The sequence below is a fragment of the Anabaena sp. WFMT genome (assembly GCF_051781005.1).
GTDB lineage: Bacteria > Cyanobacteriota > Cyanobacteriia > Cyanobacteriales > Nostocaceae > Anabaena.
This window is the reverse complement of record NZ_JBPWOA010000006.1, coordinates 125,873-150,639: the sequence shown is the minus strand read 5'-3', so window position 1 is coordinate 150,639 and position 24,767 is coordinate 125,873. Positions and strand designations below refer to the sequence as shown.

Below are 24,767 nucleotides of genomic sequence, written 5' to 3'. Positions count from 1 at the left end.
AGGTATAACACTCATTCTCGTAATGTGTTATACACATAATTTATATTAATCTGGATCTTTCGCCTTTTTTATGGTGATTGAGGATTGATTATAACAAAACCTTTACTGGGCAAGAGTTATAAAGGATTATGCTCTTGTTTTCAATGAAATGCCAGTGAAATAAGACTGTCAATAATGTTGAACCAGGTTTTCCATATAAATAACCGAAGAACCCTTAATCCTTACTGGCTAATACGACTTTTCTTCAATCTGTAGTTAGAGTATTGGGAATGGTATTCATAATCCAATACTGTTCAGTTAAGAAAAATTCTAGCTTGTTTCCGCGTAGTGGGAAGGCAGCAATACTCAAATAAGTATTGGGTAATGTTGAGTTTTCTTTCAATTAATTTTGAGCCTTAACTGAATGGTATTGATAATCCTCATTTCTGTCCGTTCGCTACATCCAAATCTGAGATTAAAAAAATCCCAGCTTATTATTTATCAATGTTTGAGCATATTCACCAATATGTTGTTTTTTTGTGGAACTTAAATCTTGGCAACATTGTGTGAATCTGGATATCAAAATCAGAAAATTGATCATTTTTTTTTGATAATAAAAGAAGGATAAAAGGTTTTAACCTCAGATATATAGCTATCGGTTGAGTGAGGTACAAAAACCCCAACCCCCTCATCGCTTGTGGGGAGGGGGCTATGATGTACCTCATGTGATGAGGAAACGCTATATCCAAATCAATGTGTAAGTTCGTATGAAATTTGAACCTTGTACAAAAATGAGCAAAACACAAGCTAATAAAATATATGAATCTTACTAGTTACATCAGTTCTCCAAATAATACCAAATTGCCAAACATACCACGTACTCTGCCTATAATCCTTTTTTTAGGTGATATTTTTGGCTTGTATGTTTGTTTATTATTTGCTTTTTGGTTACGGTTAGGCCAACCAATTAACGGATTTGACCCATTTATTTACTGTTTTGTCTTATTAATGCTAGTAGGACTTTATTTGGCTGATACTTACCATCCAGAGAGACAGATTGCGGGATTAAGGACACCATCTCGCACCCTAATCGGCATTTTAGTAAGTGGTTTTTTCATTTTTGCGCTAATGGCTTGGGTGGATCATACATTGGTTAAACGGGGCGTTTTGCTATCAAGCTTGGGAATTTTTAGCATCTGGGCAGTGATGTTAAGATTATTAGCAGCGAGATGGGTGCGATCGCGCACTGAGCAAAGTCGTTGGTTGATGTTGGGTGCAGGTGAAAGCGCAATCAAATTTACACAAAATCTATTACAGCTAAATCTATTGGGGAAGTTAGTTGTGCTAACTCCTGAAGCTGATCAAAAGCCTGCTCGTTCAGAACTGGATAATCTGAATTATGTAGGAGACTTCAATGATTTATCTAAATGGATTCAAGAATCTTGGTCTGCCGTAATCATAGCAACCAATATTCAGTTTTCTGATATGCAGGTACAGCAATTGATGCAAATCCGGCTGCGAGGTATTCCAATTTACAGGCTGCCGGATTTTTATGAAACCTTATGGTATAAACTCCCTTCGTACCTACTACAGGATAAGTGGTTCGCTTTTAGCCCTGGGTTTCACTTGATGCCTGGCTACTTAACTATGAAGTTAAAGCGGTTTGTAGATTTGATTCTGGTAATGGTTTTGCTCGTAATTTTATCCCCACTAATGTTGTTCACGATACTGGCAATTAAATTAGATAGTTCGGGCCCAGTATTCTACAGCCAGTTACGAACAGGTTTATATGGCAAGTCATTTAGAGTTTATAAATTCCGCTCTATGCATCAAGATTCTGAGAAACACGGGGTACAGTGGGCTGATAAACATGACCCTCGTGTTACTAGAGTAGGACGTTGGCTACGCCTGTTGCGAATCGACGAACTACCGCAGATTTGGAATGTGCTGAGGGGAGAAATGAGCTTAATTGGCCCACGTCCAGAACGTCCAGAGTTTGATGCCAAGCTGAAAGAAGCGATTCCTTACTATGAACTACGTTATTTGGTCAAACCGGGAATAACAGGCTGGGCCCAGGTACTCTATCCCTACGGTGCATCAATTGAAGATGCCTATGAAAAGCTCGCTTACGACCTCTATTACATCAAGAACTATTCCATTTGGTTAGATTTAGCGATCGCTTTCAAAACTATACGAGTAGTTTTTTTAGGTCAAGGTAGATGAGAAAAAAAGTTTTAGTAACTGGTGGCGCAGGCTATATAGGCTCACACGTTGTCCGCCAACTTGGTACAGTCGGTTATGACATTATAGTCTATGACAATTGCTCTACAGGTTCACCAAAATCTGTGCTTTACGGCGATTTGATTATCGGCGATTTAGCCGACTTAGACCATCTTTATCTAGTTTTTGCCAAGCATGAATTTAGTGCGGTGTTGCACTTTGCCGCTAGTCTGATTGTACCAGAATCAATCATCCATCCCCTGGACTACTACGCTAACAACACACGCAATACTTTAAATTTACTCCGCTGTTGTCATGTGATGGGTGTTAATCAAATCATCTTTTCCAGTACAGCAGCAGTTTATGGAGAGGTAGGGGAAAATCCAGTTAGTGAGTTTACCCCTACCATGCCTATTAACCCCTATGGGCGCTCAAAGCTGATGAGCGAATGGCTGATTAAGGACTATGCTATTACTTCTTCTCTGCGTTACGTAATTCTACGTTATTTTAATGTGGCAGGAGCCGATTCTAGTGGCAAGCTGGGGCAAATATCACCTAAGACAAATCATCTGATTAAATCTGCCTGTGATGCAGCACTTAAACGTCAGCCACAAATGCAAATTTTTGGCACTGATTTTCCCACACCAGATGGCACCGGAATTCGGGACTATATCCATGTGGAAGACTTGGCTACAGCGCATTTGGAGGCTTTACTCTATCTGGAAATGGGTGGAGAAAGCCAAATTCTTAATTGCGGTTATGGGCAAGGCTATAGTGTGCGTCAAGTTATTGAACGAGTCAAGGCAATTTCTGAGGTGGATTTTCCTGTTATTGAAACTGACCGTCGTGAGGGTGATCCAGCCTGCGTCACAGCTTGTGCCGATAAAATTCACAAGGTGCTGGGCTGGCAACCCAAATATAATGATCTGGATCTCATCGTGTCTACTACTTTGGCTTGGGAAAGACAGCGAGAAATGGTGTCTGGGACAAAATGAGCTTTTTGGCTGGTAGTCGGGTTATTAGACAACTCTAGATAAAAGTTGATGATATTTTGCAGACAAAATAGTGCTACAGACAGGCAAGATGCCTGCCCTAAATCTTACCCTAAACAATCTTTCAAGGCATAAATTACTTTATCTTGCTGTTCCTGGGTTAGTTCTGGGAACATGGGTAAAGATATCACCTCGTGACAAGCTTGCTCTGAAACTGGCAATTGTCCCGGTTGATAACCCAGATTTTCATAAACTGGTTGCAGATGCAAAGGACGGGGATAGTAAAGCATGGAACTCACTTCTTTTTCTTGTAATTGAGTCCGCACCCAATCCCGATATTTAGCACTTGCACCATTTCTGCCTTCACTAGAAACGCGAATGGTATATTGATTCCAAACTCCAACTCCTCCTAGTAATTCTTGGGGTGTGGTGATACCGGGAACTTGACTGAGGTATTGGTAGTAATAAGCGGCTATTTGCTGCCGTTGTTTGTTCCACGTATCTAGATAGCGCAGTTTAATTTGCAGAATTACGGCTTGAATGGCATCTAAACGGCTGTTGACACCTATTTCTTCGTGAATATATCTTTCTTTACTGCCATGTTCTCGCAATATTCGCAACTTGGCTGCGATCGCACTATCATTAGTTGTAATCGCACCACCATCACCACAACCACCCAGATTCTTAGTTGGGTAAAAGCTAAAACAACCAACGTGTCCAATGCTGCCAACTTTTTGATTATCCCAAGTTGCACCTGTAGCTTGAGCGCAATCTTCAATTACTGCTAAATTGTGAAATTGAGCAACCTCCATCAAAGCTGTCATATCCACAGGTAGTCCAAACAAGTGAACTGGGATAATAGCCTTGGTCTTAGGTGTAATTGCCTCTGTTATTTGTGCTACATCCAAATTAAAGGTAGTGGCATCAATATCAACAAAAACAGGCGTTGCACCTACAGCACTGATAACTTCAGTAGTTGCAAAAAAGGTGAAAGGTGTGGTAATAACTTCATCACCTGCACCAACTCCTAAAGCGCGTAGTGCTAAATACAGCGCATCTGTACCAGAATTACAAGCTACACATTCACTTACACCATGATAAGCAGCAAATTGTTGCTCAAAGCCTGCAATTGCAGGGCCACCAATATAACGGCCAGAAGCAAGAACTTCTAGAACAGCACTACTGACTTCCGCTTCAATAGTGGCGTATTGCTGTTTTATATCAAATGCGGGAATGGAATTTACGCGTTGGATCATAATTTATTATTTTAATCGAGATACAAAAGATACACTTTTACGGGTGCTGTTTGCTAATGGAATTTTGAATTATTCGCGTGTAGGCTGTTTGATAGCAGAAGTCAGGAGTAAAAACCTGTTGTAGAAGGAGTTCCATCATCAATTGATGTCCTCAGCATCTTGACCGTTGCTACAAGTAGAAAATCCCAGGAAGTAGAGAAACCATGCCGGATTTGATTAAACTGGATATTGTAGATTTAGCATTAGCTGTAGCATTAATAGCGATCGCTCTTGGTTTATCTGCCTGGGAAAAATTAGGACTAGAGTTAAACTTAGCCTTAGCCACCGGTAGAACCATCCTCCAACTCATCGTATTAGGATACGTTTTAGACTTCATCTTTGCTGTAGACAATGTTTGGGCAGTTTTAGCGATTTTAACAATCATGCTGACAATTACGGCGATTGTCGCACGAAATCGCATCAGCCAAAAAATTCCTCAAGTACTACCTTTAGTGTGGGGGGCAATTTTCATCAGTACCGCCTTAACATTGCTTTATACCAACTTTTTAATTATCCAACCAGATAGATGGTATGAACCACGTTATCTAATTCCTTTAGCCGGCATATTGATTGGTAATGGCATGAATGCAGCAGCAGTAGCAGGAGAACGTCTTGTAAATGCGATTAACCAATTTCCCACAGAAATAGAGACTCATTTAAGTTTAGGTGCAACTCCCCAGCAAGCAATTAGTCCTTATCGTAAAGACGCAATTCGAGCCGCATTGCTCCCCACTCTAAATCAAATGATGCTCATTGGCATGGTGACAATCCCAGCTTTCACCAGCGGACAGTTACTCGCTGGAGTAAAACCTTTAGAAGCCGTATCCTATGAAATTTTGATTATGTTTATGGTTGTTGTCGCAAATTTGTTGACGACAATTTTAGTCACCAAAGGTTTATGCCGTCAGTTTTTTAATAATGCCATGCAGTTAGTGCGGTAAAATGATTTTAGATTGATTACCTATAATTCTCAGGGCATATCATCCTAACCTTCACTTAAATTTTGTAAAATTGTTGTAACTTGTGATTTTAAATCAGCTAAATTTTGCTCGATAATTTGCCAAACTAAATTCAGATTTACCTTTAGATAATCATGAATTAGTACATCCCGTAAACCCGCCATCTGCTGCCAAGGAACATCAGAATATTTGCTTCTCAAATCAGGTGATAATCTTTTTGTTGCTTCCCCAATGATTTCAAAATTGCGAATCACTGCATCTTGAATCATCTTAGTTTGCATAAATTCTTCTTTTCCACCTTGGGTATATTCTTCTATCCGTTCAATACATTCTTTAATATTGCTCAAATATAAACGCTCATTTTTCATAATGGGACAGCTTCACTTAATACTTTATCTCTAATTAAATCATGTAAATTCTGAGGTTCAGCAACATCAACTTTGCGTCCTAGCAATGCTGCTAAATCTTGAGTTAACGCTATATAGTCAAATAAACTGCATTGAGGTTGCAGTTCCACTAAAAAATCTACATCACTATCTGGTGTTGCTTCACCTCTGGCAACTGAACCAAAAATCCGCATATTATAAGCGCCATATTTAGCGGCAATTTTTAATATTTCTTCACGAAATGGTAGTAATAATTCTTCAATTCCCATAACCTAAATGGCAGCTATTCTCTTGCTTGAGTATAACCTAGATTGCAAATTCGACATCTGTAGCATTAATAATGCCATGCAGTTGGTGAGATGAAATTTTTCTGTTTATTTTCATAAAAAACCCAGTTTAGCAATAAAACTGGGTTGATAAAGATATGGGATTGATCTTAGTTCTTAGTCTAGAAATCCCATCAGAATTTCAGAATCGTCAACAATATTGGGTGCAATTGGACGATTACCAAACACAGAATAGTTTTCAGAAATCACTATTGAACTGGAACCAATTGGACGAATACCAGAGAGATTGATACTACTAACCATTTGGAACGTGTTTGCACCTATGGGACGAATTCCCATAGAGTTATAGGTTTCAACCACTTCCAAACTACTTGTGCCAATAGGACGCAATCCAGCGATTGATATTGTTTCTGCGACTTGTAAGCCACTGCTGCCAATGGGACGCTCTCCAGCAACGATGAGTGTCCCTTGAGAACCTTCCTCTGTATTCACATTATTACCCTGGGTATTTTCTTCCATTTTTATGTCTCCTTTGCAGCTGTGGCGCTTTGTAAACTAACACCTTTTACTTATTACGTGAATTTTACAATAATTAAGGAAAGATGTATTTTCTCCTATATATGTGAGTGTAACTCTAAAAAACCTCATATAAATATAAGTTTATTTAATCCCTGTAATACCTTGACCTCAAAGTTTCGTAGGTAGGGGTTGTAAATGGGATGCGCTCCTCCTCCAAACCAATCAACTCGCAAAATGAGAAAATCTAGTCATCTTTGACATCCCCACTTTGCTTCCTTTGTTTTACCACTCAGACCCCACAGAGAGAGGCTGTGTCGCTACTATGGAAGTGGGTATCTTCAACAAAACTGTATGTATGACGGAATTTAGTCTTCAAGCTCCCTTTAGTCCCACAGGGGATCAACCGCGAGCGATCGCACAACTTGTCTCCAGTCTCCAAGCCGGTAATCGTTACCAAACTTTACTGGGTGCAACGGGAACCGGTAAGACGTTTTCTATCGCCGCAGTGATTGAGAAGGTGGGTAAACCTACCTTAGTCTTAGCGCACAACAAAACCCTGGCTGCTCAGTTGTGTAATGAGTTACGGGAGTTCTTCCCTAACAACGCTGTTGAGTATTTTGTCAGCTATTACGATTATTATCAACCAGAAGCGTATATTCCGGTTACAGACACTTATATAGAGAAAACAGCGGCGATTAATGATGAGATAGATATGTTGCGACATTCAGCCACGCGATCGCTCTTTGAACGCAAAGATGTCATCGTTGTTGCTTCTATTAGTTGCATTTACGGCTTAGGAATGCCTGCTGAATACCTCAAAGCTGCCATTCCCCTACAAATAGGTATGGAAGTTAACCAAAGGCAAATTTTGCGCGATTTGACATCTGTGCAGTACAGTCGCAACGATTTAGAAATGGGTCGGGGAAAATTCCGCGTCCGTGGTGATGTCTTAGAAATTGGACCCGCTTATGAAGACCGGATAATCCGCGTTGAATTTTTTGGCGATGAAATTGACGCAATTCGCTACATTGACCCTGTAACTGGGGAAATTTTGAGCAGTCTCCAAGCAGTTAACATTTACCCTGCGCGTCACTTTGTCACCCCAGAAGAACGTTTAGAAGTCGCTTGTGAAGATATTTCCACAGAATTAAAACAGCAAAAATTAACATTAGAAGAATTAGGTAAATTAGTAGAAGCGCAACGCATCGACCAACGCACCCGCTACGATTTGGAAATGCTGAGAGAAGTGGGTTATTGCAATGGCGTAGAAAACTATTCTCGTCATTTAGCAGGTAGACAAGCTGGAGAACCACCAGAATGTTTAATTGATTATTTTCCTAAAGATTGGCTGTTAGTAATTGATGAATCTCACGTTACAGTTCCTCAAATTCGTGGGATGTATAACGGCGACCAAGCACGGAAAAAAGTTTTAATAGATCATGGTTTTCGGCTTCCCAGTGCTGCTGATAACCGTCCTTTAAAAGTAGATGAATTTTGGCAAAAAGCTAATCAATGCATTTTTGTTTCAGCAACTCCAGGACTTTGGGAATTAGAAATTTCAGAAGATAATATAGTTGAGCAAGTGATTCGACCAACTGGAGTAGTAGATCCAGAAATATTTGTTCGTCCCACAGAAGGACAAATTGATGATTTATTAGGAGAAATCAAAGATAGAGTTGACCGTAAAGAAAGAACTTTGATTACTACTCTAACAAAGCGCATGGCGGAAGATTTAACTGAATATTTGGAAGATAGAGGAATTAAAGTTAGATATTTACATTCGGAAATTAATTCAATTCAACGTATTGAGATTTTACAAGATTTACGAGAAGGAATTTTTGATGTATTGGTGGGGGTAAATTTACTACGGGAAGGTTTAGATTTACCAGAAGTTTCCTTAGTCGCAATTATGGACGCAGACAAAGAAGGTTTCTTGCGTGCTGAACGTTCCTTAATTCAAACTATTGGCCGGGCTGCGCGTCATATTCATGGAAAAGCCATCATGTATGCTGATAACTTAACCAAGAGTATGATTAAAGCCATTGATGAAACCGATAGAAGACGGGGAATTCAAACGGCACATAATAAACTGCACGGAATTACACCACAACCAATTATCAAAAAATCGGGTAATGCGATTTTGTCTTTTTTAGATGTATCAAGACGTTTAAATGCAACTGATTTAAAAGTCGTAGATGAACATATCAACGATCTACCATTAGAGCAGATTCCAGAATTGATTACCCTATTAGAAGCACAAATGAAAGAAGCATCGAAAAAAATGGAATTTGAAGAAGCCGCAAAATTTCGCGATCGCATCAAGCATCTTCGAGATAAAATGTTAGGACGGTAAATCATTAGCCGTCAGCTAAAAGCGTAAATACTCACATATTTTCAATAATGTTTAGCGTAACCTGAATAAATATAGGGAAAATATAATACAGCATATTTCATTCAAATGAGGTACAAACTGGAATAATCAAACTCTTGTGGTGCGGGCATCTTGCCCGCTAAATGTGTACCTAATTTCTTCAAAAACTGCTGTAATTACAATCTTCTTCCTTCTTCTTTCTTACCTTCGCGTCCTTTGCTTCGCAACGCTACCGCGAATGCGTCTTTCCTTACGGAACGCTTCGCGAACGCGGTTCATTTAATTCTTCATTCTTCCAGAACGAAGGAAGTAAGTAAAATCATCCAAACTTAATTTCTAACAAAGTTTATGAAAAACGACACACCAGAAGATTTAAATTCAGATCAAGAAATTTCGCGTTTGATTGATGAGGTAATGTCATCATCTCTGAATGATGATCAGTATCGCCAAAAGATGCAGCGACGCAAAGAAGTACAAGATAAACGCATAGCCAAAGCCATACCCGAAAAAGGGTTAATTATTGTCAATACTGGTAACGGGAAGGGGAAAACCACTGCGGCTTTAGGAATGGTCATGCGATCGCTCGGTCATGGTCATAAAGTAGCAATAGTGCAGTTCATTAAAGGAGCCTGGGAACCTTCAGAGAAGCGGGTTTTCAGCCATTGGTCAGACCAATTAGAATTCCATGCTATGGGTGAAGGCTTCACCTGGGAAACTCAAGATCGCGATCGCGATTTAGATAAAGCCAGCGCCGCTTGGGATAAATCATTAGAATTCATCCGCAACCCCGACTTCAAACTCGTACTATTAGATGAAATTAATATTGCTCTCAAACTCGGTTACTTAGAAGTTGAACAAGTATTAGCCGGTCTATCCCAAAAACCACCTGATAAACACGTAATTCTCACAGGTAGAGGTGCACCACCTGCTTTAATTGAAAAAGCAGATTTAGTCACCGAAATGACTTTAGTTAAGCATCCTTTCCGCGATCAAGGCGTTAAAGCCCAAGCAGGAATTGAATATTGATTAATCCTATCTACCAGTTTTCAAATCCGTGAAGTACAGTTTTTAATTGTAAAGCCTGTAGGGGCGGGGTTTTCCCGCCCTCTTTTGTATTGCTAAGTAATCAGACATCGATCAAATTTAAATATGCGTTATCCAGAACCCTTGTAAAAACATTCCATCAAACATCTACTGATTACCACCATTGACATCTTGACTACACCCTTGCAAAATTTCTCTATCATTAGCACTCACAGCGTCTAGCTGATGATAATCCTGCAATGCTACAGAGTAAGCGTAAGTGATAGCATCTTCATCGCTGAATCTGGGTATTCTGCTGGTAGTTGACACTTGCATTACACCAAGTTCACCAGGAGAACTAGTTACTGTCATCGCCAATTCCCCTGAGTTAGCAATTGTCCCCTGAAAACAACTATACTCGGAACTCGGCATATACAATGCACCAATCACCTTACCTTGTTGTTTCTGAAACACAATATAACCTTGTCCTAACTGGTTTGGTGTTGAGGACTGACCATAGAGATAAATACCATCCCTTTCAGGGAAATTTACTCGTGATTTTCCCCCTATTTGTCTTGTCTTTGTGGGGATTGTCTGAATATTTTTGGATAAAATTTCCGATTCTAAGTCGTTACTATCTGTATTGTCAGCGCTGAGTTGACTTCTTTGATCTCTAATTTCTCTCAGTCGCGCTAAAATAGGAGTTTTATCACCACTCTGAATTTGATTTTGAGAACTTGGTAAATTAGCCGCTATCACAGTAGAAGATTTCAGGTTAATTTTTGTTTGTTCACCGATTACACCTAAGCCTAAAATACCAAAGGTGATCAGCACACTAACAACAGGAAACTTTAACTGACGTGAGGTAATGAATTTAGAAATATTGTTAAGCACCTGATTTCTCCTGTAATAAAGCTAACTAATTATCTGTAATTTCCTTACATCTTAACTAAACACTGATACTGCGCGATTCCCTCAAAGGTTTTATATATATTGTTTGGTTCAAAAAAGTCAAAAAATGAAGTTTTTATAGTTTTTTTGCTAATAATGTGAACAATATTATCATTTGATAAATTTACGCTTCAGCCGATAGATTAACCCATTTGAGGGATGACGAATATATTTTCAAAACTACCAATCAAATCTATATTGATATATAGCAACTTGCGATCATCAAGATTGCTCTCACAGTCCAATTTGCTTGGCTATTCTTAGCTACAACAGCAAACCTTGAGATTTCGGACGAGAGATAAAAATTATTGGGTAAGTTAAATGCTGATCTTTGAGATGTATATAAAGTTAGGACTTATGCACAATTCACGGAATAACTAACCACGGAGAAGCCAGTGTTTTGCGGAGTCAGGTTTCCTCCGTTGTCGCAACTGACGTGACGCAGAGAACAGGTAGACATAAAAGCTTGGAAGAGTTTTTGCGTAATTCATAAGATGATCTAATCAACTGCTCCCAGCGCTTTGACACTAGCTATGATGTTTGGTGTCAATCCTGTTACACCTTGAATATTCATGCCTTCATAAGGGCGATCGCCCTGCAAAATTTTGATATCTTTATCTATATTGAGGTCGCATAGATGAATGGTTTCTCCATTGCTACCACAAGCCAGGTTTTTACCATCTGGACTAAAATCCAGTGACCAAGCAGAACCTGTGTTTATTTCTATGGTATTGATGCATTGATTGGTGTTGATATTCCACAAGGTCACTGTACCGTCAAAACTACCACTAGCTAGAATTTGTCCATCTGGACTAAAGGCCAAAGAGATAATGGGTTTGCCATATTTGCCTAAAATCCCAATACACTGACCATCTCGCACATCCCAGAGTTTGATCACACCACTCGTATTTCCACTAGCTAGAATGTAACTATTAGGACTAAATTTCAAAACATAAGAAGCAACTTCTTGTATAGTTTGACAGCATTCCCCTGTAATAACGTCCCAAACTTTGATGATTGAATGACCACCACAACTAGCAATAATTTGTCCGTCGAGACTAAAAGCTACTGAAAGTACAGGTCGGGTATGGCCTGAAAAGGTTTGTAAGCACTGACCTGTTTGCGAATCCCAAAGTTTAACAGTGCGATCGCTACTGCCACTCACAATTATTTTACCATCTGGACTGAATGCGATCGCCCAAATATTATCTGTATGTCCTTGTAAAATTTTGTCAGGTGCTTGATAACTATTTCCCTTGTGCAGAGACTGTATTTGCCAAAGTCTGATGATATGATTTTCGTTCCCAAGATTCGCACAAGCAAGTAATTTACCATCAGAACTTAAAGCCAAGGAATAAAGCCAATCTTTATACGCTGATATGTTAGTCACACACTGGCCAGAATTAACATCCCAAAGCCTAATTTCATGTTGACTACCACTAGCGACAATCTTACCATCATGGCTGAATCCAACTGAATGGACAAAATCAGTCCGACCTTGTAAAGTTTTCAGACATTTACCTGTAGTCACATCCCATAACTTTACCGTCCTATCGACACTACCAGTTGCCAAAATTTTGCTATTGGGACTCAAAGCAATAGTGTTTATTTCCGAGAGATGTCCTTCTAAACTTTGTAGATACTTATTAGTATGAATATCCCAGGTTTTGATAATTTTCTCACCGCTACCTGTAGCTAAGGTAAGTCCATTTAGACTGATAGCAATTAATGAAAATTTGTAGCTTTGAGCAGATAAATCTACAATACAACAACGAGCATTTACATCCCAAATTTTTAGCGTTTTATTAGTTAAGCTACTAGCCAAAATTTTGTCTTCATCACTAACAATTACAGATAATATTACTCCACTACTTGTAGAAAAATTTTCTACAAATTTACCAGTATTTGTATCCAAAATATTAATCGTACCATCTACACAACCAAATATCAAAATATCGTTGTGAGTTGATACAGCCATTGCCGAAATGCGGCTTTGATATGCAACTAATGTTGAGCAAATACCTGTCTGAACATCCCAAGAGATGATTTGCCTTTCTAAACAACCGAATAGCTTTTTACTATTTTGACTAAAGGCAATATTTTTGATAGTTCCATCAGGTGAAGGCAAATTTAAAAGACATTGCCCTGTAGAGACATCCCATAATTTTACAGTTTTGTCTCGACTAGAACTAGCTATTAATTGACAATCGGGACTAAAGGCAATAGATTCTATAATTGTAGTATGTGCTTGTTGCCTAAAAAGCTGATGATTTTCTCGCCATTGCCATAAACAAAGTTCACCATCAATACTCCCTGTAACTAAAAGTTCATTATCGGAACTAAAAGTCAAACTAAAAATAATACCAAATGTGTTTGTAAAAAACGATTTAGTAAAATGGCTATGACTAAAATTGACATCCTGTAAATTGCATCTTTGTAAATTAGCTTGCCAAATTGTTAAATTAGAAAAATCTTCATTACTAATTTTTGGTAATAATTGAGATAGTAAATTAATGGTATTCCCGCCAATATAACCAGTAACGTATGGTGCTTGACCACGATAACAGTTAATAATATTGAGCAATTGTGATTTAATTTGGCTGGTATTTCCTAATAATACTTGTAAATTCTCAATAATTGATGTCAGTATGAGGCGAATTTGAATTTCTTGGATATAATCAGCAGCAGTAGCTTTAATTAAAGCATGACTTTGGAATAATGAAACTTTAGCAGTAGCAATTTCTTGACATACTTGCTCAATCAAATTCATAGTCACGTATTCCATAACTACAGATTGTAATGTAAATTGACTGTCTTTTTTTTCAATTAGGGAACGACGATATAAAGACTCTAAAACTTCTAATAAATTAGATGGGCCAATAGGAGATAATAAATCTGCTTTTAATTCGTTTAATTCTACAGGTTTCCGGTTAATAGCTAACCAATATAATATAGACTTTTCTAATAGTGATAAGCGATTAAATTGTTGACTAACGAGATTGCGAACATCCCCAAAAACAGTTGTGCCTTGAGCGATAAAATCAGCAATACTACCATTAAATAAATCTAATATTGTAGTGGCAATAATTTTTAAATATAAAGGATTACCCCCATAGCTAATAATTAAATTTTCCCAATCTGAATTGCTATAACCAACAATACCTTTAGCGCCAAAAATCTTTTGTCCTTCGGCAATGCTTAAACCATGAATATACAAAGAACGTATCGGTAGTTGATTACCTGCCATTGCTGCTACTTCTTTTGGTTTTTCCCTAGAAGTAATTAATAAACAACTTTGATGCTGAGTTTCTCCTATTCTCAGTAAAAGTTCACCATAACCTTCATATCCTGGTAGATAATAACCTGCATAATTATCACTAGAAAAAATAGTCTCCAGATTATCAAAAACTAACAAACAACGTTGCTTTTGTAGATATTCAAGTAGTCGATTAATTATTTGGGTAATATTTTTTGGTAAATCTATTTCCTCACCGTTGGATAACAACTGGATTAAATTTGCTATGATTTCTAAAGGCGGTGGGGCATTACGTAAAGACAGCCAAATTACATGAGTAAATTTTTCAGAAACATTTTGAGCTAGTTTCACTGATAAACTAGTTTTACCAATTCCGCCAATACCTATTAATGTAATTAAACGACAATGGTCTTCAATAATCCATTTTTGCAGGATATCTAGTTCTTGAGTGCGACCGTAAAAAATAGAAATATCCGGTGCTTCACCCCAAACCAGCTTATTTTGATGAGAGATACTAATTGCTTCCGATGTTTGTGGCACAACATCCGGTTTAGCATAATCACTTTGGCACAATTCCAGATTAAATACCCGAAAAAAGCGTTCTAAAGTACGTTTATCTACCCCCATTTCTCGATGTAAAACTTTAGAAACTGTAGCAGGGTCTAGTTGGGTAAGTTCGCTTAAAGCTTCTATGGTATAAGTTACACCATAATTTTCCCGATTTTCCCATTCTTGTTGAGCCTTTTGTAGTCGCTGATATCCTTGTCTTGTCAGGACTACTCCTCGCTTACGTGCCATGATCATATAAACTCAAAATCTGGAAGTTCCTGATTTTTATGGATTTTAATTTATGCCATAATGTACCCAATATAAAAATATTCAAAGTCTGAAAGTCTTGAAAATCAAAGATTTTAGTAATTTAATTTAGCCAATCTCCTTAACTTCCTTAACTTCCCTGGCGCTGATAGCCATCAGGTGTGATGATATTTTTAGTTGGGATGAAAAACAACGGCTCTTCATCACTAGTTAATTATTCACAAAAGCCGCACAAAAAGCTGTATAGCTTGTTGCTGTAAAATTAAGGGGATATCTCTGCAACTTCCACAGGATGAGTATTTAGGGTTACTTTGTTGTAATTTTTGAGCAGAGGTATTTATGACTCAGATTAACATTGAAAATCTACCACTTTGGGTACAAAATCGAGATGTAGTCCTCAAACATAACACTAATGTAACGTGGCGTTATGGTCAGCAACCCGATTATACCCGTTCTAATGAAAATCTAGCCAAAGAAAGTCTACGTAACCACCCGGCTAATTCCCTGGAAACACTTGTCCAAAACTTGGTGCGAACTTTCGACGTTGAAGCTAATTTCAAAACCAATCCTCAAGAGTGGATTTCTGTAGTTCAAGATAAGTTTCGTATGAGTACGAATGGTGGAACTAGCTATAAATTAGAGGATTTAGTTCAGTCAGGTACTTATAAACTGTTGATTGGTAATACTCCAAATTATAAAGCTACAGAAGAAGATTTTGAATCTTCTACCCATCTGTTTCATACTGCATTTCCTCAGGGATTTTTATGGGAAGTATTAGAAGTTTATTCAGCACCTCCTACTATTGCTTTTAAATGGCGGCATTGGGGACATTTCCAAGGTAATTATAAAGATTATATTCCGACTGGGCAGATGATAGAAGTGATTGGTACAAGTATTGTCCAAGTTACTGAAAATTGTAAAATTCTTTCCTTGGAACACTATTATGACAATGGTAAATTTTTGAATCAACTAACATCAGGAGGTAAAACTGGAACAGATACTAAACAACAGACATTGACACCAGAAACACCACCTTCTAGTTCTTGGCAACAAACTTTTTTGGGTTTCTTCAAGCGGCTTTTGCCATCTAAATTTAAGCCAACATCAGCTAATTTAGCTGTTAGTGGTTGTCCATTTGCAGCTTTATTGCGGTAATTTATCAGCTGTTGGAAGTTTAATTTACACATTCTTTTGGGTGAAAATTCTTGTGGGGTAGGCAGAACAGCCTGTCCTTCTATCTGCAAGTTAAAGGTGCAACAGCTGTTTTATTGTAGTATTACACGCAAAAAAATTGCCCCCTGGATTCAGGAGGCATACAGCCAAAAGTTATCTTTCTTCACAAGCGGGTGCTTGTCTCGACTTTTAGCTGGCAACGTATTCTTTAACATTGGCGCGACGGCGACGTAAATGTGCAAGAGCTTGATGCTCTAATTGACGGACACGTTCACGGCTGAGGTTCAACCGTTCACCAACTTTTGCCAAAGACATTTCATTACCATCTTCTAAACCAAAGCGCAGGGCTACAACTTCACGCTGTTGGGGTGTAAGTTCTGCCAACAGGTTATTGAGGTCTTGGCGCAAGAATTCCTGAGTGGTGTAATATTCTGGTGATGGACCATCATCTTCGAGCATTTCTTGCAGTTCGGTATCTTGGTTATCACCAACTCGTACATCTAAAGAGACTGGTTGACGTGCCATGTTCAGATACTCACGAATCTGAGCAGGTTCTAGTTCCAGTTCTTTGGCTATTTCTGTTGGTGTTGGGGATCTTCCCAACTTTTGCGCCAATTCCCGTTGCACTTTTTTAATTTTGTTCAACTTTTCGGTAATATGGATAGGTAAGCGAATTGTTCGACCTTGTTGGGCGATCGCTCTCGTAATCGCTTGGCGAATCCACCAGTAAGCATAAGTCGAGAATTTATAACCCCTCATAGGATCAAATTTCTCTACTCCTCTCTCTAGTCCCAAGGTTCCTTCCTGGATTAAATCCAGAAATTCCATATTTCGCTTCTGATACTTTTTCGCAATAGCTACAACCAAACGCAAATTTGCTTCAATCATTTTTTGCTTGGCTCGCTTACCTTGCGCTACCGTCTGCTTAACTTCGTTTTCAGATTGGTTAACATGAGTAGCCCACTCTGCTAAACTAGGCTCATGATCTAGTTTTTTGGATAAAGCTTCTTTAGCATCTAGCAAGGTCATCATTTGTTGCACTTGCTTCCCATATACAATCTCTTGTTCACGGGTTAGCAGTGGCACACGACCAATTTCCCGCAGATAGGTTCTCACCATATCAGCCGTGAATTTGGTGTTGAGGTTTTCATTTTGGGTTTTAACAGTAGGCATTGGTGCGTTGTCCTCTACTCCCTAAACAAAATAAATATTTTCTCAATTAGGGTGGATTGAGAAAGATGGTATATACATCACTAAACATTTGTGCGCTACCATAAGCGATTAATTTATATAGTCTTTTTTAGGACGGTACTATTTGGGAATGGGTTCCTTTACCCTCCCTCAATTATGGAAACTCTCTCGCAGCACACTGAGTTGTTTTCAAGAATTTTTCTTTCCTCTTAGTCACTGGCAGCAACTGTAAAACACGAAGTCAGTATGAGTTCTACTTTTATGGTAAGGCAAATCTGGCGGATAGTAAATAGCAGCAGATCAAAGCTCTCTATTATAAAGTAAAATAGTCTAGCTGCTAAAGTTTCTTAGGAGTTCCTTAAAAAAGCTGACTATATCTATAGTGACGTTAAAAACCCCTCTTCTGTTGCTTACAAGTAGCCGGATAACCGAACTTATGAAGCTCCTCTAATGGAGGGATGTCACGAAATAGCAATGAGTTTTGGGTGCTGAGTACTGAGTTTTGAGTAATTGGTAGATTTTTTGAAAGTGGTTAAAAACCTAAATCAGCTTTAGCCAGTTCTGCGGCTGCAAAAACCTCTGCATCTGACTTTTCTTCCCAAATTTGATCGCCAATTTCGGCGTAGAAAGTGGAATCATAAGGACGTGTACGCACAACTACTGGCATAGGCACGGCATGACCCAAAATTAAGGCTTGTTGCTTAGAATCTAACTTTGCTAATACTGATCGCAAAGCTCCAGCACCAGACACACCTGTAAAAATGGCATCAATATCTTTTTCGTCATTAAGCAAAGCAGTGATGCGAGTACCAATTTGGGACATGACTTCATTATCTATCCCCGACGGGCGTTGATCAACTACCAAAAGTGTTACGAAATATTTCCGCAGTTCTCTCGCTATAGTTCCAAAAATTGTACTTTGTACTACTCCTGGGTCAAGAAAGCGGTGCGCTTCCTCAATTGTAATCATTAATGGCATTGGCCGATCTAAGGGATTTTTACTTTGCAGAAACTTATCTGCTCTTTTGACATAATGTTCGTGAATGCGTCTGGTGATCATATTCGTCACCAACATATAGGAGAGCATATTCGACTGGGAACCAAATTCTACCACAACATTTTTCCCAGCTTCGAGAGATTGTAAAATTTTACTGATATAGTTTTGGGGACAAACAGCCCGCATATATTTTAAACTATCTAAACGTAATAATTTCCGTTGTAATGAAGTGATTGATCCTGGGTGTCCTGGCTTGTCATCACAAAACATCTTAATATCCTCACCAGTCATATTGAATAACTGGGGAATCCAAGATTTACCCAACTCGTTAAATAAGATATTGGCATTATCTAAAGCTGCATCTGAGAGTCCTAAATCTCTGCCACATAATTTAATATCTTCTACTTCAATTTGCTCATAACTAAGAAACAGTTCTTGAGCGTCCCGTACACCCCTGCGTTTGGTTGATTCGGGGTCAAGGGTATAAACTTCAACTTTACCGGGAAATAACTGTTTTAAGCCTTTGACGGTGTTAACTTCTTTACCTTCAGCTACTGCTTCCCAGCCATATTCTGAGTGCATATCAAAGATTAAGTTAACAGCTGCATTTTTGCGAATGACACCTGCTAAAAGTAATCGTGTCAGGAAGGATTTACCGGTTCCAGATTTACCAAAAACGCCGTTACTCCGTTCTACAAACCGATTTAAGTCAATACAAATCGGTACGTCCATATCTAAGGGTTTACCGATGGAAAAGTTATTTCTGTGGGGATCATCTTCCCAACCAAACACCTTCCGGAAATCTTCTTCACTGGCTTCGTAAACTTGACTAAAGTGACTAGGAATAGTTTTAACTGGTAACAATTCCATCGTCGTGCTGGTTTGGGGTTGAAATGATGCTAAACCATTGCTAGTGGGAATAAAGGGATTTAGAGATTTACCATTGGTGGAGAAGGAAGTTTCTTGAGATTCGGGGGTAAACATCAACATCGGTGCGAGGTTGATCATGCCATAAGTACCACTGCCGGCTAAAACTTCTCGCAAAAATGTATCATCCCAATTTGGGGGACTAGCAATAATTCGCGCATTTGCAGCACTTAATGCTACATCAGTCAGCATACAGAAAAAGCGCGATCGCACCCCTTGTACTACTAAAAATTTCCCCACCCGCATATCTTCTACAGAAATATCTGGGTGTAATCTAACTTCTAATCCACCTGTAAGCGAACCTTGGATGACTGAACCTAGTGGTTGTGCTGAATTCATTTTGTTTGTCAATTGGTCATTGGTCATTAGTTATTGGTAATTGGTGATAGGTAATTGGTAATTGTTAAATTTCTTTCTGTCACCTGTCACCTGTCACCTGTCACCTGTCACCTCTTACCTATCACCTGTCACCTGTTATCTAATCAATTTGAATCGAAGTTGGTGCGCTTCCAGCAGCGGGAGGTTTCCCTGATAATGGCTTTCTAAATTGAGTGTAGATGCGATCGCGCCAAGTGAAAAATGCTTCATAATCAGGATTATCGGCTAAGATGGGCAATCCTTTACCTCTCAGGGATTCTGGTAAATCCAAATAAGGCCCTTCTGGGAACTTCAATAATATAGACAAACCGGCGACTGTTAAATCAGCTATGGTTGGTTCATCTCCCAACAGATAGGGACTATCTGCTAATAATTCTGTCAAAATTTCCAAATCTTGTTTTAGACTAGCGATCGCAGAACTAATTGCATCTGGACTGAAACCAACCCCAAAACCCAACACACTGAGAAAATCAGCGGGGACACCTTCAATCATGCTTTTGAAAATATCTGGTGTGGAGACGGGTAATAAAGACTTACGAAAACTCTGATCTTGACTAATAGCAGCAAATAGCGCTTTTCTACCCTTAACACCTATAGACTCATCAGCCCAATCTTCTAGCAATAAAGCGGTGGCACGTTTTTTGGGATTAGTCGGTATCAGGGGACGATCTGGATATTCGGAATCTAAATATTTAGCGATCGCTGTAGAATCTACAATATATTTATGACCATCCTTCAATACTGGAACTTGTTTCTGACCAGTTAAACGAAACAGTTCGACTTGTCCAATGCCTGGTGTAACCTCAATTTTGCGATACTCTAAACCTTTATAATCAAGGATTAGACGCACTTTTTCCGAATATTGAGATAGTTCCCACTGATATAATTCCAGCATATTCTATTCCTTGTAACTAACTTATTATTTATTGCTTTTACAATTCTATCTTCAGTATAAGTAATTTTTCCATCATGTTGAATCATTTGCTCGTTTTTACAATTCAACCTAAAGTTGAAATTTTGCCTTTTTTTTGGCACAATCAATAATCACCTCAAAATAAATATATCTGAAATCATCAAATTTTTATAATCATTATTTATATCAATCCATTAGACTAACTCTTAAATCTAATGCGTGAGCTTAATTCAGGCTGTCAAACATTTGGTTTTATGATTAATTTTTAAATTATCCATATATAATTTTGTGATTTAATCATTTCCTAATTAAAAATTGTAGACATTCAATATAAAACCATAAATATTGAATATACGCAAATTTATTGTTTGTCAATAGCAGATATTTCTGCATATTTTGTAGTCAATTTTACTAAATTGTCATATTTTTCATACTACTGACATCTAAATATAAGACTAAAGCTGGGTGTCATACTCAATCTAAGATTGTAGAAGGGTACATCAGACCTAATAAATTGGTTAGTATCAACAGATTTTCGACATCTGACAAACCCTAATAATATGCCAATTGCGTAAATCTTGAAATACAATAAAATTGTCAGTTCCTGCAATATCAACAACTAATTGACCCAAATCTATTCCATAAACCTTGGAGAGAGGTTGTAGGCAAGGTTTCTATAATCTTTGTTACCAAATTTACATTAACTTTTGGCTAAATTCTGCTGATCATTCACAGCAACCAATCTGTAAAACTTTATCTTAACAGCGCCAAATAAGTTTTTGCCAAAAAATAGACTTCCTGTTGTAGTTATATTTTGGGTTGGCAAAATGCTATAAGTTTTTATGTAGCTTGTTAAAAATGAAGACAAACCAAATTTATGAAGGCTAATTACAGCAAATTATTGACCAACCTCGCTGGAATACTAGGAGTAACTGGCTTCAGTCTCCTGGTAATTTTACCATCTAGAGCGAACGAAATCCTCAATCCTCATGCCAATATTTTCCAAGAAGCTGCCCATAATCGCCATCAAAGCATACAAGCAAATTCTCAATCCATACCTGCTAACCTGGTTTTAACAACAGAAAATGGCAACACTAAAAGTAAAACACAGATAGCCCAGAGCAAGGGAAGTGGAGTACTCAATCCTAGACCAAATATTTTCAACGAACCTCCCTATAATGGTCGTACAGCACCTAGTGAAACACCACCAGTCAGACCAACTCAACCTAGAATAGAAGCGCCAACAACTCCTGATACCACACCAGAACCAACCCCACAACCAGCCGAGACAACTGAAACTAAAAACGTTCTAGAAGTAGCGGAATCAGCGGGTTCTTTTACAATGCTCATCAAGGCTTTAGAAGCCGCTGGACTCACAGAAGTATTGAAAGGACAAGGGCCGTTCACTGTTTTTGCTCCCACTGATGCAGCTTTTGCCAAATTACCACAGGATGCTGTAGCGGACTTGTTAAAGCCAGAGAACAAGGAAGTATTGGTTAAGGTTCTAACTTATCATGTGGTGCCGGGGAAAGTCCTTTCCAGCGATTTAAAATCTGGTCAAGTCACTAGTGTGCAGGGTGATCCCATTAGTGTGAAAATCGATCCTGCTAAAGGCGTATTTGTGAATGATGCTCAGGTCACTAAAGCAGATATTCCGGCAAGCAACGGAGTTATTCATGTAATTGACAATTTGATTTTGCCACCTAGTTTGTAGATTGGCAGAATTTTTTTGCTAACAAGCAACCTGGAAATTGAGTAAAATACAAATTCATCAATAATACAAAAAAGCCACAGTCTTAAGGCTGTGGCCGACTAAGGTTAGAGTATGAATCCAGACTTTATTTGACGTGAGTTCTACTAATTGGTAGAACCTCTCTGGTAAACCTCTGCTCTTTGCGGGGAGAAACTTAAAATTCTTAATTTTTGGTTTTTCACAAAAGATTTAACTGACCCTCTCCGCATTGGAGAGGTGCATCGTTACAGTTAAATTAGCGAGATTTAGCAGTAGTCTTGCTGTCACCAGACTTTGTTTCTTGCAGCAATTGTGGCATTAACTGCTCTAGCTTTTGTGCTGTTTGCTCTTCTTGTTGCAAGTTTTGCTGTAATAACTGCACAACTTGCTTTTGTTCCATCTGTTCAGCACATTTTATTAAAGAGCGATAACAGGCAATTTCCAAATGTTCGACTGTTAATTGTCCTCCTACTATCCCCTGTTCCAGAACTTTTTGACTATCTGCTGCCAGTAGCATGAATTTTTGACCGTCACTAATCACACCAGCCGCAGCATCACAAGTAATCCGTTGTGGTTGTTTTCCCAAGATATTAAAAACTTGCTCTAGGTTACTAATTTGCTGCTCAGTTTCGCTAATATGAGTCTCAACTAAAGACTTTAATTGATTGTTTTGACAACATTGCCAGATCATCTGCTGGGCTTCTAAGAAGCGATTTTCAGCATCATACATAACACCAACTTCATAGATGAACTTATCTTGCGAATTGGCGATTTTCTTTGTTCCTGGACGTTCAGTAAGTTGAACCATTGTGAATCTCCTGAAGATTTGACGCTGTGGTTGACAGTCGTTCCTCAACCCTACGTTGATCTTTCAGTCTTCTCTTCATACCTGAGTGTTAAATCGGACTGCTAATTTGAATACATTAGAATCGGTCTTGGGGCTTAAGTAGTGAATTACGTTAAAGTTAAAGATAAGTAAAGAAAACGCTTTTAACTATAATGACTGTTCCCAGCTTAGAGATAATTTCTACCCAGTTAGAAAGTCCAAATTTGCGCGATCGCATGGTAGCACTGGCCAGCTTGCGCCACATATCCCCAGAAGATGCCGTACCTTTGATTAAAAAGGTCTTAGATGATGAATCCCTACAACTGCGCTCAATGGCAGTATTTGCTCTAGGGATCAAACAAACCCCAGAATGCTATCCTATTTTAGTGAAAATTTTGGAAACTGACCCAGATTATGGTATCCGTGCTGATGCCGCTGGGGCTTTAGGATATTTAGGAGATAACAGAGCATTAGAAGCCCTATCACGGGCATTTTATGAAGATACCGACTGGCTAGTGAGATTTAGTGCCGCCGTATCTCTCGGTAACATTAAAGACCCCCGCGCCCGAACAATCCTCATTCAAGCACTGGATAGCAAAGAAGTCGTCATCCAACAAGCTGCTATTTCCGCTTTGGGAGAAATCAAATCCATTGACTCTGTAGATAATATCCTACGCTTTGCCCAAGCCGAGGATTGGTTAGTGAGGCAACGTCTAGCTGAAGCTTTAGGCAATCTGCCCACACCCAAGAGTATCTCAGCTTTGAAATACCTGGAAAAAGACAGTCATCCCCATGTTGCTGAAGCTGCGAGAATTTCTTTAAAAAGACTGGAAGAAATAGACAAGCAAGTTTAAGATAAACGCCTCCTGCTAGATTTTAATAATAAAAGTAGGATTTTTAGAATTTTGATACAGGATCATTTGATTCATGAATATTGAAGAGTTTTTTGAGTTAAGTGCTGGTAAATGGTTTTCTCATCGCACCAGTCACCATCTGGCTTTTAAGCAATCGGAAGACGGTAAATCAGATATCGTGATTGAGATGCTGGCCGCAGATCATCCAGAAGTGATCAAATTGTGTCAACAGTATGAAATTGAGCCTAGTACGGCTTCCTGTGGTGCGCGAGTTACCTGGAACGGGACAATGGAATGGGATGAAGAAAAACACCAAGGTTCTACCGTCTTAGCCACCGTTCCTAATGCAGATAACCCAGACGAAGGTAAATTACTGCGGGAAATGGGTTATGCGGAAAAAGCCCCCGTTGCTGGCAGCTATAAAATGGGCGATGATGGCGCTCTTACCCTGATTACTGAATATGAAACCATGTGGTCTGAAGAACGCTTGTGGTTTGCCAGTCCCAATCTACGGATGCGGGTAAGTGTCCTGAAGCGGTTTGGCGGGTTTAGTATGGCTTCTTTTACTTCAGAAATTCGGATGGGTGGTACACCAGCTGCAAAAGCGGCTGAGACTGCCAATGCAGTTAATGCGCCTGCAAGCTAAAACAGTTCTGAGTGCTGAGTTCTGAGTAACGAGTGTTGAGCAAAAAATTGTCCGGGGTAAATGCCCCGCTACCGCT

General features: G+C 38.8%; 19 protein-coding genes. 9 read left to right on the top strand and 10 right to left on the bottom strand.

The genetic code is table 11. The features are described from left to right. The first annotated feature begins 798 nt into the window (after positions 1-798). Together ACSQ6I_RS05425 and galE are read left to right on the top strand one after the other, a co-directional pair. Positions 799-2,202, top strand: a complete 1,404-nt coding sequence (locus ACSQ6I_RS05425; RefSeq protein WP_438889347.1) for a sugar transferase — start codon at positions 799-801, stop codon at positions 2,200-2,202. Beyond that, on the top strand, positions 2,199-3,194 hold the full coding sequence (galE, locus tag ACSQ6I_RS05420; RefSeq protein WP_438889345.1) for a UDP-glucose 4-epimerase GalE: 996 nt from the start codon (positions 2,199-2,201) through the stop codon (positions 3,192-3,194). The genes ACSQ6I_RS05425 and galE overlap by 4 nt, the downstream gene beginning before the upstream one ends. Positions 3,195-3,298: 104 nt before the next feature. Here the strand turns inward: galE and ACSQ6I_RS05415 are convergent, their stop codons facing one another. Continuing rightward, positions 3,299-4,447: a DegT/DnrJ/EryC1/StrS family aminotransferase gene (locus tag ACSQ6I_RS05415; RefSeq protein WP_438889343.1), complete on the bottom strand. Its 1,149-nt coding sequence runs from the start codon at positions 4,445-4,447 to the stop codon at positions 3,299-3,301. A gap of 203 nt (positions 4,448-4,650) precedes the next feature. Here ACSQ6I_RS05415 and ACSQ6I_RS05410 point away from each other — a divergent pair, with 203 nt between their 5' ends. Further along, positions 4,651-5,427, top strand: a complete 777-nt coding sequence (locus ACSQ6I_RS05410; RefSeq protein ID WP_438889342.1) for an ABC transporter permease — start codon at positions 4,651-4,653, stop codon at positions 5,425-5,427. Between the two features lie 44 nt (positions 5,428-5,471). Here ACSQ6I_RS05410 and ACSQ6I_RS05405 read toward each other — a convergent pair whose 3' ends face one another. The 3 genes from ACSQ6I_RS05405 to ACSQ6I_RS05395 form a co-directional block, all read right to left on the bottom strand. Further along, positions 5,472-5,813 (bottom strand): HepT-like ribonuclease domain-containing protein, encoded by a 342-nt coding sequence (locus ACSQ6I_RS05405; protein WP_438889341.1) that lies wholly within the window; start codon positions 5,811-5,813, stop codon positions 5,472-5,474. Continuing rightward, complete coding sequence (locus ACSQ6I_RS05400) at positions 5,810-6,100, bottom strand: nucleotidyltransferase family protein (protein ID WP_438889340.1); 291 nt, start codon at positions 6,098-6,100, stop codon at positions 5,810-5,812. The genes ACSQ6I_RS05405 and ACSQ6I_RS05400 overlap by 4 nt, the downstream gene beginning before the upstream one ends. A gap of 174 nt (positions 6,101-6,274) precedes the next feature. After that, entirely contained in the window at positions 6,275-6,637 is a 363-nt protein-coding gene (locus ACSQ6I_RS05395; RefSeq protein ID WP_438889339.1) for a hypothetical protein, read from the bottom strand. Positions 6,638-6,992: 355 nt separating this feature from the next. Here ACSQ6I_RS05395 and uvrB point away from each other — a divergent pair, with 355 nt between their 5' ends. Together uvrB and cobO are read left to right on the top strand one after the other, a co-directional pair. Beyond that, positions 6,993-8,990, top strand: a complete 1,998-nt coding sequence (gene uvrB, locus ACSQ6I_RS05390) for an excinuclease ABC subunit UvrB (protein ID WP_438889337.1) — start codon at positions 6,993-6,995, stop codon at positions 8,988-8,990. A gap of 366 nt (positions 8,991-9,356) precedes the next feature. Next, positions 9,357-10,034, top strand: a complete 678-nt coding sequence (gene cobO, locus ACSQ6I_RS05385) for a cob(I)yrinic acid a,c-diamide adenosyltransferase (protein ID WP_438889336.1) — start codon at positions 9,357-9,359, stop codon at positions 10,032-10,034. A 165-nt stretch (positions 10,035-10,199) separates the two neighbouring features. Here the strand turns inward: cobO and ACSQ6I_RS05380 are convergent, their stop codons facing one another. Both ACSQ6I_RS05380 and ACSQ6I_RS05375 read right to left on the bottom strand, forming a co-directional pair. Beyond that, positions 10,200-10,925 carry a hypothetical protein gene (locus ACSQ6I_RS05380; protein WP_438889335.1) on the bottom strand — a complete coding sequence of 242 codons (726 nt, stop codon included), beginning with the start codon at positions 10,923-10,925 and terminating at the stop codon, positions 10,200-10,202. 556 nt (positions 10,926-11,481) lie between these two features. Beyond that, a complete protein-coding gene (locus ACSQ6I_RS05375) occupies positions 11,482-15,036 on the bottom strand; it encodes an eIF2A-related protein (protein WP_438889334.1) in 3,555 nt (1,184 codons plus the stop codon). A gap of 357 nt (positions 15,037-15,393) precedes the next feature. Between ACSQ6I_RS05375 and ACSQ6I_RS05370 the strand changes: the two genes are divergently transcribed. Continuing rightward, positions 15,394-16,209, top strand: coding sequence for a SnoaL-like polyketide cyclase (locus tag ACSQ6I_RS05370; protein WP_438889333.1), 816 nt, complete (start codon positions 15,394-15,396; stop codon positions 16,207-16,209). Between the two features lie 207 nt (positions 16,210-16,416). On the opposite strand, the gene ACSQ6I_RS05365 is transcribed toward ACSQ6I_RS05370, so the two are convergent. From ACSQ6I_RS05365 to ACSQ6I_RS05355, 3 genes are all read right to left on the bottom strand, one after another. Beyond that, positions 16,417-17,400 carry an RNA polymerase sigma factor, RpoD/SigA family gene (locus ACSQ6I_RS05365; protein WP_438889332.1) on the bottom strand — a complete coding sequence of 328 codons (984 nt, stop codon included), beginning with the start codon at positions 17,398-17,400 and terminating at the stop codon, positions 16,417-16,419. Positions 17,401-17,950: 550 nt separating this feature from the next. Further along, complete coding sequence (locus ACSQ6I_RS05360) at positions 17,951-19,681, bottom strand: helicase HerA domain-containing protein (protein WP_438889655.1); 1,731 nt, start codon at positions 19,679-19,681, stop codon at positions 17,951-17,953. Between the two features lie 139 nt (positions 19,682-19,820). Continuing rightward, positions 19,821-20,615, bottom strand: coding sequence for a glutathione S-transferase family protein (locus tag ACSQ6I_RS05355; RefSeq protein ID WP_438889331.1), 795 nt, complete (start codon positions 20,613-20,615; stop codon positions 19,821-19,823). Between the two features lie 895 nt (positions 20,616-21,510). Between ACSQ6I_RS05355 and ACSQ6I_RS05350 the strand changes: the two genes are divergently transcribed. After that, positions 21,511-22,347 carry a fasciclin domain-containing protein gene (locus ACSQ6I_RS05350; protein WP_438889330.1) on the top strand — a complete coding sequence of 279 codons (837 nt, stop codon included), beginning with the start codon at positions 21,511-21,513 and terminating at the stop codon, positions 22,345-22,347. A gap of 274 nt (positions 22,348-22,621) precedes the next feature. Here the strand turns inward: ACSQ6I_RS05350 and ACSQ6I_RS05345 are convergent, their stop codons facing one another. After that, complete coding sequence (locus ACSQ6I_RS05345) at positions 22,622-23,173, bottom strand: YciE/YciF ferroxidase family protein (protein WP_438889329.1); 552 nt, start codon at positions 23,171-23,173, stop codon at positions 22,622-22,624. A gap of 191 nt (positions 23,174-23,364) precedes the next feature. On the opposite strand from ACSQ6I_RS05345, the gene ACSQ6I_RS05340 reads away from it, so the two are divergent. Further along, positions 23,365-24,045, top strand: coding sequence for a HEAT repeat domain-containing protein (locus ACSQ6I_RS05340; RefSeq protein WP_438889328.1), 681 nt, complete (start codon positions 23,365-23,367; stop codon positions 24,043-24,045). Between the two features lie 73 nt (positions 24,046-24,118). Then, positions 24,119-24,691: a phycobiliprotein lyase gene (locus ACSQ6I_RS05335; protein ID WP_438889327.1), complete on the top strand. Its 573-nt coding sequence runs from the start codon at positions 24,119-24,121 to the stop codon at positions 24,689-24,691. Positions 24,692-24,767: the final 76 nt, after the last annotated feature.